The sequence below is a fragment of the Paenibacillus sp. GCM10023250 genome, from assembly GCF_042653205.1.
In the GTDB taxonomy this organism is placed as follows: domain Bacteria; phylum Bacillota; class Bacilli; order Paenibacillales; family Paenibacillaceae; genus Paenibacillus_Z.
The window spans coordinates 15,965-29,805 of record NZ_JBHSHY010000016.1; the positions used below are offsets into that span (position 1 = coordinate 15,965).

Annotated in this window: 8 protein-coding genes; all 8 read right to left on the reverse strand. The window is 63.9% G+C overall.

Going from position 1 to position 13,841, the window contains the following annotated elements:
* Window positions 1–24: 24 nt before the first annotated feature.
* Complete coding sequence (locus ACFPB1_RS14405; RefSeq protein ID WP_379226405.1) at window positions 25–2,442, reverse strand: beta-galactosidase; 2,418 nt, start codon at window positions 2,440–2,442, stop codon at window positions 25–27.
* 54 nt (window positions 2,443–2,496) lie between these two features.
* Window positions 2,497–3,483: a carbohydrate ABC transporter permease gene (locus tag ACFPB1_RS14410; RefSeq protein WP_379226407.1), complete on the reverse strand. Its 987-nt coding sequence runs from the start codon at window positions 3,481–3,483 to the stop codon at window positions 2,497–2,499.
* A gap of 60 nt (window positions 3,484–3,543) precedes the next feature.
* Entirely contained in the window at window positions 3,544–4,419 is an 876-nt protein-coding gene (locus ACFPB1_RS14415) for a carbohydrate ABC transporter permease (RefSeq protein WP_379226409.1), read from the reverse strand.
* Window positions 4,420–4,421: 2 nt separating this feature from the next.
* Window positions 4,422–6,746 (reverse strand): DUF5696 domain-containing protein, encoded by a 2,325-nt coding sequence (locus ACFPB1_RS14420; RefSeq protein ID WP_379226411.1) that lies wholly within the window; start codon window positions 6,744–6,746, stop codon window positions 4,422–4,424.
* Window positions 6,739–8,811, reverse strand: a complete 2,073-nt coding sequence (locus ACFPB1_RS14425) for a YIP1 family protein (RefSeq protein ID WP_379226413.1) — start codon at window positions 8,809–8,811, stop codon at window positions 6,739–6,741. Before ACFPB1_RS14425 ends, ACFPB1_RS14420 begins: the two co-directional genes overlap by 8 nt.
* Before the next feature lie 18 nt (window positions 8,812–8,829).
* On the reverse strand, window positions 8,830–9,705 hold the full coding sequence (locus tag ACFPB1_RS14430; RefSeq protein WP_379226414.1) for a carbohydrate ABC transporter permease: 876 nt from the start codon (window positions 9,703–9,705) through the stop codon (window positions 8,830–8,832).
* 48 nt (window positions 9,706–9,753) lie between these two features.
* On the reverse strand, window positions 9,754–10,647 hold the full coding sequence (locus tag ACFPB1_RS14435; RefSeq protein WP_379226555.1) for a carbohydrate ABC transporter permease: 894 nt from the start codon (window positions 10,645–10,647) through the stop codon (window positions 9,754–9,756).
* Window positions 10,648–10,709: 62 nt separating this feature from the next.
* The gene (locus ACFPB1_RS14440; protein WP_379226417.1) at window positions 10,710–13,811 is read right to left on the reverse strand and encodes an extracellular solute-binding protein; all 3,102 of its coding nucleotides are present in this window, start codon (window positions 13,809–13,811) and stop codon (window positions 10,710–10,712) included.
* Window positions 13,812–13,841: the final 30 nt, after the last annotated feature.

A 13,841-nucleotide genomic window follows, 5' to 3' on the forward strand; every position in this document is an offset into this window, starting at 1 on the left:
TCTCCCCTCTCGCTTAAGCTCGCGTTATGTCTCGAATCGGACGATCAGCTCGTCTTGGATCTTCGCGTGCCGCAGCGATACGATTCGCTGTACCTCGCCGCTGCGCTCGACCGTGTAGGCCTCGTTCGGCGCGATCCGGCGCGCCGTCTCGAGCGCGATCCAATCCTGCGCCTGCGTCAGCCGGAACGCGAGGTGCGCCTCGCCGATCTCCATGATCTCCGCCGTCGAAGCCAGGATCGTCGCGCCCGCGGCCTTGACGCCGGCCGGCAGCATGACGCCGTCCTTGGCGGCGATCGTCAGCTCGCGGCCTTCGAACAGCGCCTCGCCCCGATCGTACAGGCGCAGCGTCTTGTCGAAGCCGTCCAGGTTCAGCAGATGAATGAACCGCTCGCCGTCCGCCGACCGCGTCGAGGTCAGGAACAAGCCGTGCTGCGGGCAGTCATGCGTCAAGCCCGCCTTCGCCCCCAGCCGCTCGAGCGCGTCCCGGAACAAGCCGATATCGGTCCGGTAGCGCGCCGTCATGACGATCGCGCGCCCGCGGCCGACCGCGCATTCGAACCCGCACGCCTGCCCGCTGCCCCGCAGGCGGAAGAACGGCTCCGCGCCGCGCACGGCCTCGAAGGTCTGGGCGAAGTGCGTGCGCACCTCCGGCCGCGGCGCGGCCCAGCCTTCGGCGATGACGGACGGGTAATACCCCGGCGAATCGCGATGCTCCTCCGCGAAGCGCAGGCCGAGGCAGTCCGACAGAATCGTGCATGGCCGTGCCTCCATGTCATACTGCGGCACCTCACCGTACAGCAGCACATTCCCGCCCTCCATGAGATAGTCCGCCAGCTTGCGCTGCAGCGCCTCGTCCATGTAGCTGGCGGACAGCAGCGCCAGCACGGGCACTTCGGCGGCGCGGAGCGGCTTGTTCTGGATATCCGCGGCGCCGAAGCGGTAGCCCGCGAGCAGCATGGCGCGGGCCATCGTCTCCCAGCCCCAGTGCGCCCGGTTCGCTTCGAGGTTCGCGTACATCCTCCGCATCGCTTCGCTGCCCGCGTACCGGTATTCCGTCATGTAATAATCGGGGATGAACGCGAACGCGACCGCGTCGCGCTCCTCGCGCATGACGGCGACTTTGTCCGCGACCGCCATCATCGCCCGTATGCCGCGCGCCATCCGCGGGAACGTATAATTCGGCTCCCCTTCCGGGCCGATCGGGGCGGCAAAGCCGTGGCGCTCGCCCGTGAAGGCGACCCGGCCGTTGCCGTCGTCGCGCCCATGCTCGAGCAAGCCGTTGCGGCCGCCGCAGAACAAATAATAATTGATGAGCCGGTTGCCTTGAGCCACGCACATGCGCAGTTTGAAATCCGCGGCCGACACGTCGTAGCGCGCGCCGAGCGTCTCGCCGAAATTGCCGTCGCCGCAGTTGAATTCCACCGACGTCAGCGGCTGATGCTCGCCGTGCACCGCGTCCATGAAGCCGTTGATCAGGTACAAGTCCTGGAACGTGTTCATGTCCAGATCGCCGAAATAAATGTCGGAGCCGGACAGGAACCCCGGTTTCCCTTCGTACGACTCGTACAGCTGGCTGATGCCGATAGGGAACGTGAACCCGCGGCCTCCGCCGGTGCCGTGAATGTTGACCACGAACGGCACGCCGCGCGCGCCGAATTCCTCGGCGAATCCGCGCAGCGCGTCCACGTACCGGGCGAATCGGCCGCGCATGTAATGGCCCAGGTCCAGGTGCAGCGCCGGCGCGTACGCCTCTTGAGGCGAGCGGATGGCCGCGGCCCGGACGGACGGATCTCCCAGGTCGAACGGGTATCGCGCCGCCAATGCCTCGGCCGGATAGACGTCCGCCAGCCACCGCGCGAAGTCGTCCAGCACGAGCGGCGTCAGATCCGGGCCGTTGCTCACCCAGGACAGCATGCCGATCTCGTTGTCCAGCTGAATTGCGATGACGTTCCCCCCGCTTGGCTGCAGCCGGGGAACGGCGACCGCCATGACCGCTTCGTACCAGCGGCGGGCCGCCTTCAGGAAGTCCGGCGCCAAGTAATCGACCGTCTTCGTCGTCGCCGGCCGGCCGTCCCAGCCGACCGGCACGATGTGCGGATACCGCTCGTACAGCCAATAAGGCAGCCCCTCGTTCTTCATCTCCGCCATGATGAACGGCCCGGGGCGCAGGAAGAAATAGAGTCCGTTGTCCCGGCACAGGTCGATGAAGCCCGCCAAATCGTATTCGGGACGCTTCGCGCCGAGCAGGTCGATCTCCCCTTCGCGCTCTTCGTGGCAGAGCCACGGCACGTAGGACGCGACCGCGTTGCAGCCGGCCTGCTTCAGCTTGTCGAGGCGGTCCTGCCATTCGTCCCGCCGCAGCCGGTAATAATGAATTTCCCCGCACAGAATCAGCTCCGGCCGGCCGTCGATCCGGATTTCCTTATCGATGATTTCGATCACTCTCGCACACTCCCCCGTCATATCATGGCTCCGCCGCATGCCTCGGCCAAGCCGCTATTCACCGGTCAAGCCCGTCTTGTCGACGACCTGGGTGAAATACTTCTGTGCGAACAGATACAGCGCCAGCAGCGGCAGCACGATCAGCAGCGTGCCGGCCATCCGAATCGCTTCGTTGACGTCCGTCACCTTCGCGCCGCCGGTATACATCGCCTTGAAGGCATCGTTGAACGTCTTCAATTCCTGCGGCAGCGTCGTCATGGCGTTGCCCAGATAGAGCGAAGCCAAGTACGTCTCGTTCCAGTGCCACACCATCGAGAACAGGTACGTCACCACGATCGCCGGCGCCGATATCGGCAGGATGATGCGGACGAACGTCTTGAACGCGCCCGCGCCGTCGATGGCCGCCGCCTCCTCCAGCGCGGCGGGGATCGTGCGGAAGAACTGCACGTAGATCAAGATGAACAAAGCTCCGCGAAGCCCTTGGGCGAACAGGCCCGGCACGATGAACGGCAGCGGCGTCTCGAGCATGTGATACTGCTTGAACAGCAGGAACATCGGAATCATGATGACCTGCTTCGGCACGACGAACGTGATGAGCATAAGCGCGAACAGCACCGGCTTGCCGGGAAATCTATACTTGGCGAAGCCGTAGCCCACGATGGCGCAGGAGACCGTCTGCGCGACGGCCGGCAGCACCGAGTTGAGCAGCGAGACGCCGAGTGCCTTCAGGTAATGCAGCACGTGCCATGCTTGAACGTAGTTGTCCCATTCGAACTGCCGCGGGATCCAGCCGACCGTCGGGTCGAGCAGATCCTCGAGGCTTTTGAAGCTTTGCGAGATCATGAACAGCAGCGGATAGACATAGACGAATCCGACGATGACCAGCAGCGCGTACACGACGGTCTTGAGCAGCAGCCCGTCGTTGCCCTGCCTGCCCCACAGCAGATGCGTCGTCTTGTCCGACCAGCGGCGGAGCGTCGTCCGCCAGTTCGCCGCCCCGCGCGTCTCCCGCGCGAGCGGCTCTGCGGCTGCGTCTCTCATAGTCGTTCTCCCCCTCGCTTGATGGCTTTCGGTGTGCTTAACGTTCCGTTTGCCGCCCTGTTAGCGGGCCGCTCGGCCTTCCCGGTTGCGGAAGAACCACGCGACGATCAGCAGCACGGCCAGAATGACGGCGAAGAAGATCCACGCCAGCGCGCTGGAGTACCCGAAGCCCGTGTCCACTTGGAACATGTTTTGCTGAATGAGCGCAATGACGTCGCCGAACGTATTCGTGAACAGGTCGACCGTCGTATAGATGAGGTTGACCAGAATAAACGGCTTCACCTCCGGCAGCGTCACCTTCCAGAAGCTGACCCACGGCGATGCGCCGTCGATGGCGGCCGCCTCGTACACCTGGGGGTTCACCTTCTGCAGCGCCGCGAGGAAGATCAGAATCTGAACCCCGGAATACCACAGGATCAGGATGAATTTGTCGATGACCGCGATAAGCGGATTGCTCCACGCACCGGGCAGCGACGTCTTCAAGTAGTCGATGACGCCGGACTGGTCCATCAGCGGAATCGTCGCCGCGCCTTGCGAGAACAGCTCCTGGACCACTTCGCCGCTCGTGATGACGACCGGCAGGAAGAAGATCGCGCGGAACAGCTGCCGTCCGCGAATCGGCTGGTTGATCAGCAGCGCCACGAACAGGGAGAACACGATGACGATCGGAATCATCAGTACGGTGGACTTGACGAAGAGCAGCAGCTGCTGGATGAATTCCGGGTCCGTCAGGAACGCTTCCTTGTAGTTGGCCCCGCCCACGTACGTCGTCTTGATGCCGTCCGGGGTGACGGCGACCTTATTGAAGCTCATGAAGAGCGAGAAATAGAGCGGATACGCCATGAACAGCAGGAATCCGGCGATCCACGGCAGCACGAGCGCATAGCCGATCATGGCCTCGCGCCTCGCTTTGGGCATTCTCGATTTCGCTCCCATCCTCATGGCTCGCCTCCTCCCGTCACCGTATATCCGCGCGCCTTGACCGTGACCGCGCCGCTGCGGTAATCCCGCCCGGTATAGTTCACCCAGATCGTTGCGCCACTCGAATAGCTCACTTTCACGATGCCGTACTCGGGCACCTCGCGTCCGGTCATGTACGCGCCCTGTACCGGCTTCAGCGCTTCGTTCGCCAAATCGTACCGGCGCTTGATCTCCGGCGCCCAATCGTCGTACGCGGTGGAGAATTGGTCGCTAGACGGCGTATTCTGCAGCTTCCAGGACGGCTCCTTCGTGATGACGAAGGACGGATACGCCCCGTATTCGATCATCCGGAGCACGTCCTCCTCCGGGTCCGCCTGATGGTTGGCGTCGCTCGCGTAGTAATCGACGACGCCGTGAAGCACCATCTCGACGAACGGCACCGTGTCGGTCGCGTACATGAACTGCGACGATTCCAGCGGCATGCCGAGGTACGCGGACGTTCCTTTCAGCATGTAGTCGTTCGGGCGGTTCACCAGGAGCCGAAGCGACTGCTTGTCCGCTTCTTCCAGCAGCTTGCCGTACGTTCCCATTGCGCCGGTGCGGGTCAGCGGCGTCTTGCCGCCGTAATCCGAGAACAGCGTGGAGCCGGTGCCGTTCAGCGCCAGGCTCGTCAGTCCGTCCCCGCGGAAGGCGCCGAAGTCGTCCTTCGCGAGGCGCAGCGCGGATTGCGGGCGCAAGTAGTAGCCGGTCAAGTCCTTGTACAGGCTGCTGACGAACTTGCTCACGAACGGATACTCCAGCAGCCGGTCGGTGATCATCCGGGTCGCGTCCGAGCGGACGTCGGTCCGCGGGCTGCCCTTCAGCAGGTCGGTATAGTCGGTTTCCAGGCTGAGCGCAATGCCCTGCGCCGCGGCGTAGTCGCGAAGCGCCTCGAAGCCGGAGCGGCCGCCGAGCTCGCTTGCGAACACAGGTTTGGCGGGACGCGCGCCGTTCAGGCCGCCGCTGTTCCACCCTTTCAGCACCGCCGTCACGCGGGTAACCCCCTGCTTGCGCAAGTCCTCGAGAATCGCCTTCGCCTCTTCGAAGGACGTCAGCTTCAGCACATGTCGCCCGATCAGGCCGGGCTCGATGTCGCCGCCGAGAAAATCGATCTCCACCGGCACGTCCCGGCTTTCATCGGAGGCCGCAGGCTTCGGCTGCTCCGGCAGCAGGCCGCCGCGCTGCAGGTAGGCGCGATATGCCGCGGCCATGCCGGCATAATCCGCTTCGCGGCCGCTCAGGAACACGTAGCGCGTCGATTTGTCGCCTTCGGTCCGGGCTTTCGTGAACGTATTGATCCCGCCCATCGATTGGCTCGTCGGCTGGAAATACGCGGACCGGATTTTGAAGCGCGGCGACACCCAGTAATAGTTCGTGTTGACGCCGCTCGGGTACGCGACGATTTCCGCGTTCGCCTTCCCCTGCTCGACGATGCCCATCAGCGCGTTTTGCCCCGCGCCGTGCACGATGCCGAACACCGGATACGAGACGGCGTTCGCGAAGTCGAAGCCGGTCGTCGCGGCGTCGCTGCCGTAGATCTCGCCGACGTACGGTTCGTCGAACCTCGACTGCTGGTCGCGGAACCGGATCAGCGCGCCGCTGCCGTCGGGAATGAACAGATAGCCCGGTACGTCCGCCTGACGGACGGAGCCGAGGAACGGATAGAGCTGAACGGCGGCCAGCCGCCCGCTCCCCTTCTCCGCGATCGCGTCGTCCGGCACGGAGACGACGAGCCCTTGCTCGTCGAGGAGCGTGCGGACGGTAAACGTGATGCCGAGGTCCGGCAGCGCGTAGGTGACGTCCATCCCGCCCTGAACCGGCTTGGCCGACAGGGCCTTGCCGTGCTGGGAACGGTAATTGCTCGATGCCGGCGTTGCGTCGTCCCCCTGAAAGTAATCGAACAGGAACGGCGATTGCATGGCGTTCAGCCAATCCTCATTCAATTCCTCGCCGCCCATCGTCTTCGGATCGGGCAGCGAGGACCACACGTAGCCGGTCGCCTTGTTCTTGACCGCGATGGCGCAGGTGGCCATGTTCATATACAGTTCCAATCCGGCATTCTCGCCGATCCGCGTGTATCCTTGGCCGACGGCCGTCTTCGGCACGTCCGCGCGCGCAGGCTCCGGCATCGTGAACCGGTTGGACCGGAAGAAGGCCTGTTCTTCCCGGTCGCCCAGGGACGCGCCGGGCGCCGGGCCGCCCCCGGTATCCGGGGTCTCTCCGAAGGCGTGCGCGATGGAGCCCGCGAGCGCGATCGCAGCCAGGCCGAGACCGATCCGAACGGCTTGCTTTCGTTTAGCCACGGTATTTCACCTCTTCCGCGATGCTCCGCACAAAGTCCCACACCTGACTGGACAAGCCGAAGAAAATAAAGGCGATGACCGCCATAATGACCATGCCGGACACCGTGATCGCGATGTTTTTGAACGTTTCCTTGAATTCGTAGCCGTGGATTTCCTTCACCATCAAGATGAACAGCACGACGCACCACCCCACGATCAAGATGCGGCCGTAATCGTAGACGACCGACTCCATCAAGGTCAGCCCCTTGGACAGGACGGTCAGCGGCGCGCCGAACAGCAGGTACGGGCTGAGCGCGTAGACCGAGCCCTTGAGGACGTCCCGGAATTTGCCCTCGCCGTCGTTGATGACGCTGACCATGTAATTGCAGACGATCCACGCGAACAGCGGCACGAGCAGCTTGAGCAGCTCGGTCGGGATGCTCACTCGCAGCGGATCGACGCCGCTGAAGATGAAGCTCGTCTGAAACACCTCGTAGAGCCGAACCGCCGCGAACAGCACGAGCAGAATGAAGGCGGATAATACGGACGCCTTCCCGTTCGTCAGCTCCTCGAACCCGTCGATCGGATGCCGCAGCATGCGGAAGACGTGGAGCAGCTGGCCGACGAGCGGGACGCGGCCCGTTCGTCTCGCCGCGTTCACGACGGGCGCCCCGAAGCCGAACCGGCGATGCAGCCGCTTCAGGATCATCCACGCAGCGGCGATTCCGGCGAGCAGCAGCATCACCGTCGACGCGTGCTTCATCAGCCATTCCCGCCGCAGCTCCCAATACGTGTTGGAGTATTCGCCCGCATTCTTGGCGAACTTCAGCTCGTCGAACGCTTCGTCGAAGCGCCCCTGCTTGTAGTAGGCAAGGCCGAGGCCGAGATGGGCCAGGTCGAACAGGCTGTCGAGCCGCAGTACCTCGCGCCACGGCTCCAGGCTGTCGACGTACTTGCCGTCGAGGTAGAGCGACACCGCCTTGTTCACGAGCGTCGCGAACGGCGTCGGCTTGAAGATCTGAACGTTGCCGCGCTCCTTGTCGAGCACGTACAGCAAGCCGCTGCCGCTCACCGCGATGCCCGAAGGCGACGTGAAGTAACCGAGGCTCTGATAGCCCGCGTCCATGCCGCCGAAACCGAAGAGGAGGCTGCCGTCCTTGTCATAGACGTAGATGAAGCCCTCCACGGCGTCCGCGGCGTAAATATTGCCCATGCGGTCGACGGTCACGTCCGCGATATTGCCGCTCATGTACGAAGAAGTGTGCAGCAAATTATCGCCGGCGACGTTCAGCTTCTTGATGCTGGCCCCTTCGAGCCCCACGGTCGCGGTGAAGACGAGGCCGTCCCCGCCGATGGCCACATTGCTCGGCGAAGGCGGCAGCTTCTGCGAGAGCTGGCTCAGCTGCTTGCGCGTGAAGAACAGCTTCTGCAGCGAACGCTCCAGGCTGAAGCCGACGCGGTTCGCCCCGAAGTAGCCGAGGAAGCTGCCGTCCGGACTCAGCTGGGCGAGGCCCTGGACGAGGCCCTCGCCAACGACGTACAGGTTGCCCCGCAGGTCGACGGTGATTTTGCGCGGCTTGAACGCGTTGCTCTTGCCGAAGAGCAGGGACGCCGGCTTGCCGATCTCCGCCTGCTTCCGGCCGTCCGGCCCGTAGACGAACACCCGCTCCGCGCCGTGATCGGCGACGTACAGCTTCCCTGCGGCGTCGACGTAGAGGCCGGTCGGCTCGTCGAGCTCGCCTTCGCCGACGATGCGGATCACGCTTCCCTGCGCGCCTAGTTCCAGCACGCGGCTGTTGCCGGTATCGGCGACGTAGATATGGCCGCGCGCGTCGATGAAGATATCCTGCGGCTGGTCGAGCGCCGCCGTCAGCTCGCCCTTCTTCTCCCGCTCCGCGGCTCCCGCGCCGAACATGCTGTAGCCGTCGATGGCGCCCATCGGCACGTACGCGGTCTGCGTCAGCCGCGGCTGCCCGTTCTGCTTGAACGTGAAGGCGTCGTAGCGCGCGGCGCCGGCGGGGCGGGGAAAGGCGGCCGCCAGCAGCGCGAAGGCGACGGCAGCCGCGATAAGCGATTTCCATTTCACGTTGAGCGTCTCCCTTCCCTACTTCAGCCCCGAGTGCGCCATCGTATCCATGACTCTGCTCTGCATGAAGATGAAGATGATCAAATTCGGGATGAACATGATAAGCGCGGCGGCCGCGGCCACCCCTTGGCCGGCCACGTTGTTGCCGACCGTCGAGCTGAGCGTCGTCATATAGAACGCGAACGTCTTCAGCGTCTCCTTGCTCATGTACAAGCTCGACGTCTCCGCGTTGTTCCACACCGTCTGGAACGCCAAGATCGCCACGGTGGCCATGGCCGGCGCGATCAGCGGCAGGACGATCCGCGCGAACACGTACCGGTCCCGCGCGCCGTCCATCGCCGCCGCCTCGAGCAGCTCGTTCGGAATCTGGTCAACGAACTGCTTGACCAGGAACACGCCGACGGGCAGCGCGAGCAGCGGGAGCAGGTGCCCCCAGTAGGTATTGATCAGCCCGAGCTTCTCGATGATCAAGTACCGGGGAATCGTCACCGCCGCCGGCACGAACATGAGCGCGATCGTGTTGATCTCGAAGATGACCTTGCGCAGCCGGAACCGTTTCTTGGACAGCGCGTAGCCCGCCATCGCGCTCGTCAGCAGCGAGAGGGACACGACGATGCCCGACACGACGATGCTGTTGAACAGGTATTTGGTCACCGGAATGACGCTCATGTCTTTCAGGCTGAGCAGCATGGAGAGATTCTCGAAGGTCGGCTTATGCACGAGAAACGCCGGCGGAAACAAGAACAGCTCGTCCAGCGGTTTCAGCGCTTGCGAAAACATGAAGACGATCGGCAGAACCATGACGAAGCCCAGCGGGACGAGGACCGCGTAAAATTTCAGCTGCCCGAAGCCGAAGCGGCTCGGATTGATTTTATTGCCGTGAAAAGATGCCACCGGACCACCTTCTTACTCGTATTAGTCGATTCGCGGCCATCGCCGCCCTCAATCCTTCTCGCCGAACAGCCGCCAGGCCAGCTTGGAGAAGCCGTAAATGATCAGCAGCAGCACGACCGAGACGGCGGAGGCGTACCCCATGTCGTACCGGATGAAGCCGTAGTCGGCGATATGGTTGATTAGCAGCTGCCCCGAATATTGCGGGGTCGGATTCGTACCCGACAGCTGAACGCCGATCTCGCCGGCCTGGAACGTGCCGACGACCGCCATGACCGCGCCGAACAGCATCTGCGGCTTCATGGACGGAATCGTGATGTACCAGACCTCCTGCAGCCGGTTCCGAATGCCGTCGATATACCCGGCTTCGTACATCTCTTTGTTGATGTTCAGAATGCCGGCCAGCATCGCGAGGAAGCCGACGCCCATGCTGTTCCAGAGCGTGACGATCACCATGATCGGCATCAGGTAATGCGGCGATTGCGTCCATTGGACCGGCTGATGAATGACGCCCAGCTTCAGCAGCGTCGCGTTCAGATAGCCCGCGCTGTCGCCGCTGAACAGCGTGAGCCAGATGACCGTCATCGCCACGCCGGCCGTCATGGACGGCGAATACAATACGAGCGCGAGCACGGTCCGCGGCTTCCTCGAGATCTGCGACAGCAGCCACGCGAGCCAGAAGGACAGGATGTAGCCGCCGGGGCCGACGAGCAGGGCGAACTTGATCGTATTCGGCAGGACGTACATCATGAATTCGCTGTCCTGCGTCAAGAGATTCACGTAGTTTTGCAGGCCGATGAACGACGGCCGCTGCACCGTGTTGAAGTACGTGAAGGAGAGCACGATCGCCGCCCCGACCGGAATGATGATGAAGAGCGCGAACAGAATCAGGAACGGGCTGAGGAACAGATAGGCCGACAGTTCCTCCCGCGCCGAGCGCTTCATCGTTTTCTTCGCGGCCGGCCGGGCGCCGGCGTCGGCGCTTGCCCGCGCAAGGGTCGATTGGCTCACTGGTCATCCCGCCTTTCCGCGCCGGGGAGCTCCGGAACCTGAAGCTTCTTCACCCAGGCGCCGTTCTTCATGAAGCCGAATTCCTCCAGCTTTTTCGCGAGCTCGCGATTGGTCAAGATCGTCGCGTCCTCGATGGCGCGCCGCGGATTGACGCCGTCGAACACGATCTTGTTCCAGGCATCGCTGAGCTGCCGTTCGAGCATATAATCGCCCGGAATATGCGGCGTATCCTTCAGCCACTTCCACTGCTCCCGCACGACCTGGATATCGTCGGCCGGCCAGGCCATCTCCTCGAAGGCGTCCAGGTTCGCCGTGTTCCACATGAAGGTCGGCCCGTAGATCGTCTGCATCCGGTTGCCGAACTGCTCCTGCGTATCGGCGGAGGTCCACCATTTCAACAGCTCCCACGCTTGCTGCTGCTTCTTGCTGTTCTTGAAGATCATCGACGTCTGCGCCGTGCCCGCCGCCCAGCGCTCCACCGTGCCGTCCTCGTTCTTCACGCCGGGCATCGGCGCGATTTTCCACAGGCCGCTGATCTCCGGCGCCGCTGCCGTCAGCTGGACGTACGTCGTGAAATTCGAGATGCCGATCGGCAAGCTGCCGTCGCGGAAGTGATTATAGAAATTCGGCACGTTCAGCGGCATATTGTAGACCGTGAACAGGTCGGTCATTTCCTTGATGCCCGCGATCGCCTGCTCGCTGTCTATCGCCGTCTTCCCGCCGTCTGCCGAGAACAGCTCGCCGCCGTGCTGATAGATGAACGGCGACGTCAGCCAGATCTGCTTGTTGCCGCCGGTCTGCGCGAGCGGATCGTAGAAGTTCAGGCCGTATCGCTGCAGCTCCGGCAGCAGCTTCTTCACGTCGTCCATTGTGTCCGGTATCGGCAGATGGAGCGCGTCCATGATGTCCTTGCGGTAGAACAGCACCCAGAAATCCTGGGTTTCCGGCAGCGCGTACGTGCCCCCGTCGAACTGGTACGGCGGCATCGTCCCGGGCGAGAACCGCTTCATGACTTCCGCGTAATCCGGAAATTGCCGCAGATCGGTCAGTGTGCCGCGCACCGCCAGGTTGAACGGCGTCGTCGTGTTGATCGAGAGCGCGGCGTCCGGCGAATTGCCCGCGGCGTTCGCGAGGATGAGCTTGGTCTCGTCGGGCATGAGGGAGAACGACACCTTGATGCCCGTCCGCTTCGTGAAGTCTTCGTTCGCCAGCTGCTGCATCGCCATCACGTATTGGCGCGGACGGTTGACCCAGACTTGCAGCGCGTCGCTGCCGTTGTCGTTAATTTTGCCGTAGTCCTTCGTGAAGGAACCGAAGAACACGGAGAGGTACGACGCCACCCGGTCGAAGAAGCCCGCTTTCGCGGACGGCAGCTCCTTGTCCGAGTAGACGTAGAACCGGTCGAGCGTCAGCGGCTGGTTCGGCAGCTTCGCCAGCGTCTTGCCGAGCAGCTGCATGACGGAATTCGAGCCCCCGGACAGCTGGTCGGTCTTGTATGGAATCTCGTTCGGGTCCTTGGCGAGCGCGCGCAGGATGCGCGCGGAGATGACGAGCGACTTCGAGGCGTCCGTCGTCCTGCCGACGAGCGACATCAGCTCGTCGTTGCGCTTCTCGAGCAGGTCGGCGTACCGCGACAGCCGCTCGGATGCGTCCGGAATCTGATCCGTCAGGTCCCAGTCCCGGTTCGCATCCTGCGCGCTGCCCGTCGCCATCTTCAGCTCGATGACGAAGTCGTTGACGCCCTGCATCGCCTCCTGAATCGCGCGGATCGTCTCGCGGTACGGCGCATCGTCGGCGGTCAGCGTCAGCGTGTGCTCGCCCTTCGTCAGATGGAACCGGTACGGCTCGCCGTCCTTGCCCGACGCCGCCCGGTTGGTCCAGTCGTCCGCGTACGGAAATGCGAGCTCGAGCGCTTCCCGGAACGGCACGCCGCCGTCGATTCGGAGCGAGCGGTACACGGGCATGTCGGTGCCCGAGTCGCTCGTGATCGGACCCTGCTTGTACTTGAACGCAAGCTTGTAATCGCCGTCCTCCGGCACCTGGAACGTCCACGTCACGCTTTGCCCGCCGACCTGCCAGGAGTCGCCGCCGAGCGCGTTCAGGCGCTGCCGCTTGCTGCTGAACGGCACCGCGGACGGGCTGCCGTCCGCCTGGGCGCGAATGAACGGCTCGTTCTTCATCGCGATGTTCTCTGCCTCCACCGCGCCTAGATACGCCGGCGCCTCGGTCCCGGACGCCCCGCGATAGTCGGCGTAGGCCGGGAGCGGCTGCGCGCTTTCGACGACGACGTTGCCGAGCAGCGCCGGCTCGCTGACGTACGGCAGCGTCACGGCATTGTCGCCCGCGCGAAACCGGAACAGCAGCGGCAGATCGTCCGCCGACGCCGGCGCCTGCACGTCCTGCGAGCGCCAGCCCGGCAGCATGACCTGATCCGGCAGCACGTCGTTGCCGAGCAGGTCCTGCGCGAACGGATAGGCGGCGTTCTTCCAATACTTCGGCAGCTCGAACTGCCGCGCCTGAAAGTACGGGTAATCGCCGTTGACCCGAATGCCGCGCTGAATGGCGATCACCTTATCCGACAACGGATAATAATTCAGCCGCACCCGGTATAGCCCATCCTGCGGCACCCGGACATGAAACGCGACCTCGCGCGTCCCTTCGACCCACCGGAACACCGGCGCGCCATAGCCGCTGCTGTCCGCCGCGGACGTGAGCGGCGCCTTGCTTCCGCCGACGGTGAACGCCTCCGGTGCCACCTCCGCGCGGAATCCGGCGACTTCCGCGACGCCTTCCGCGCGCCAACGCTTCAGGACGTCGGCGTAATCGTCGCCGACGCTCGGCCGGGCGCCCTCGTCCTGCTGCCCGGCCTCGTCCTGCTTGCCGGGCTGCGCGGTCTCGGGGCCGCTCTTCGAGGGCCCGCCGAACAGGGCATCGAGCACGTCCGAATTGTCGGTGTCCGCTTGTCCGCCCGCGCCGCTTCCATTTCCGTTCCCGTCGTCCGCGTAAGCCTTGGACGGGAGCGCCGGAGCGCCGGGCGAGGCGGCGACGCCGGACAGCGTCGCCGCGATCAACATGACGGCTGCAAGCCTTCTTTTCATGTGCGTGCTCCTTTACTGCCAAATGATAGG

Excerpts from the sequence above, each read along its gene's own strand:
- ACFPB1_RS14435 (WP_379226555.1), bottom strand. The coding sequence starts at position 10,647 with ATGAAGCGCTCGGCGCGGGAGGAACTGTCGGCCTATCTGTTCCTCAGC.
- ACFPB1_RS14410 (WP_379226407.1), bottom strand. The coding sequence starts at position 3,483 with ATGAGAGACGCAGCCGCAGAGCCGCTCGCGCGGGAGACGCGCGGGGCG.
- ACFPB1_RS14415 (WP_379226409.1), bottom strand. The coding sequence starts at position 4,419 with ATGGGAGCGAAATCGAGAATGCCCAAAGCGAGGCGCGAGGCCATGATC.
- ACFPB1_RS14440 (WP_379226417.1), bottom strand. The coding sequence starts at position 13,811 with ATGAAAAGAAGGCTTGCAGCCGTCATGTTGATCGCGGCGACGCTGTCC.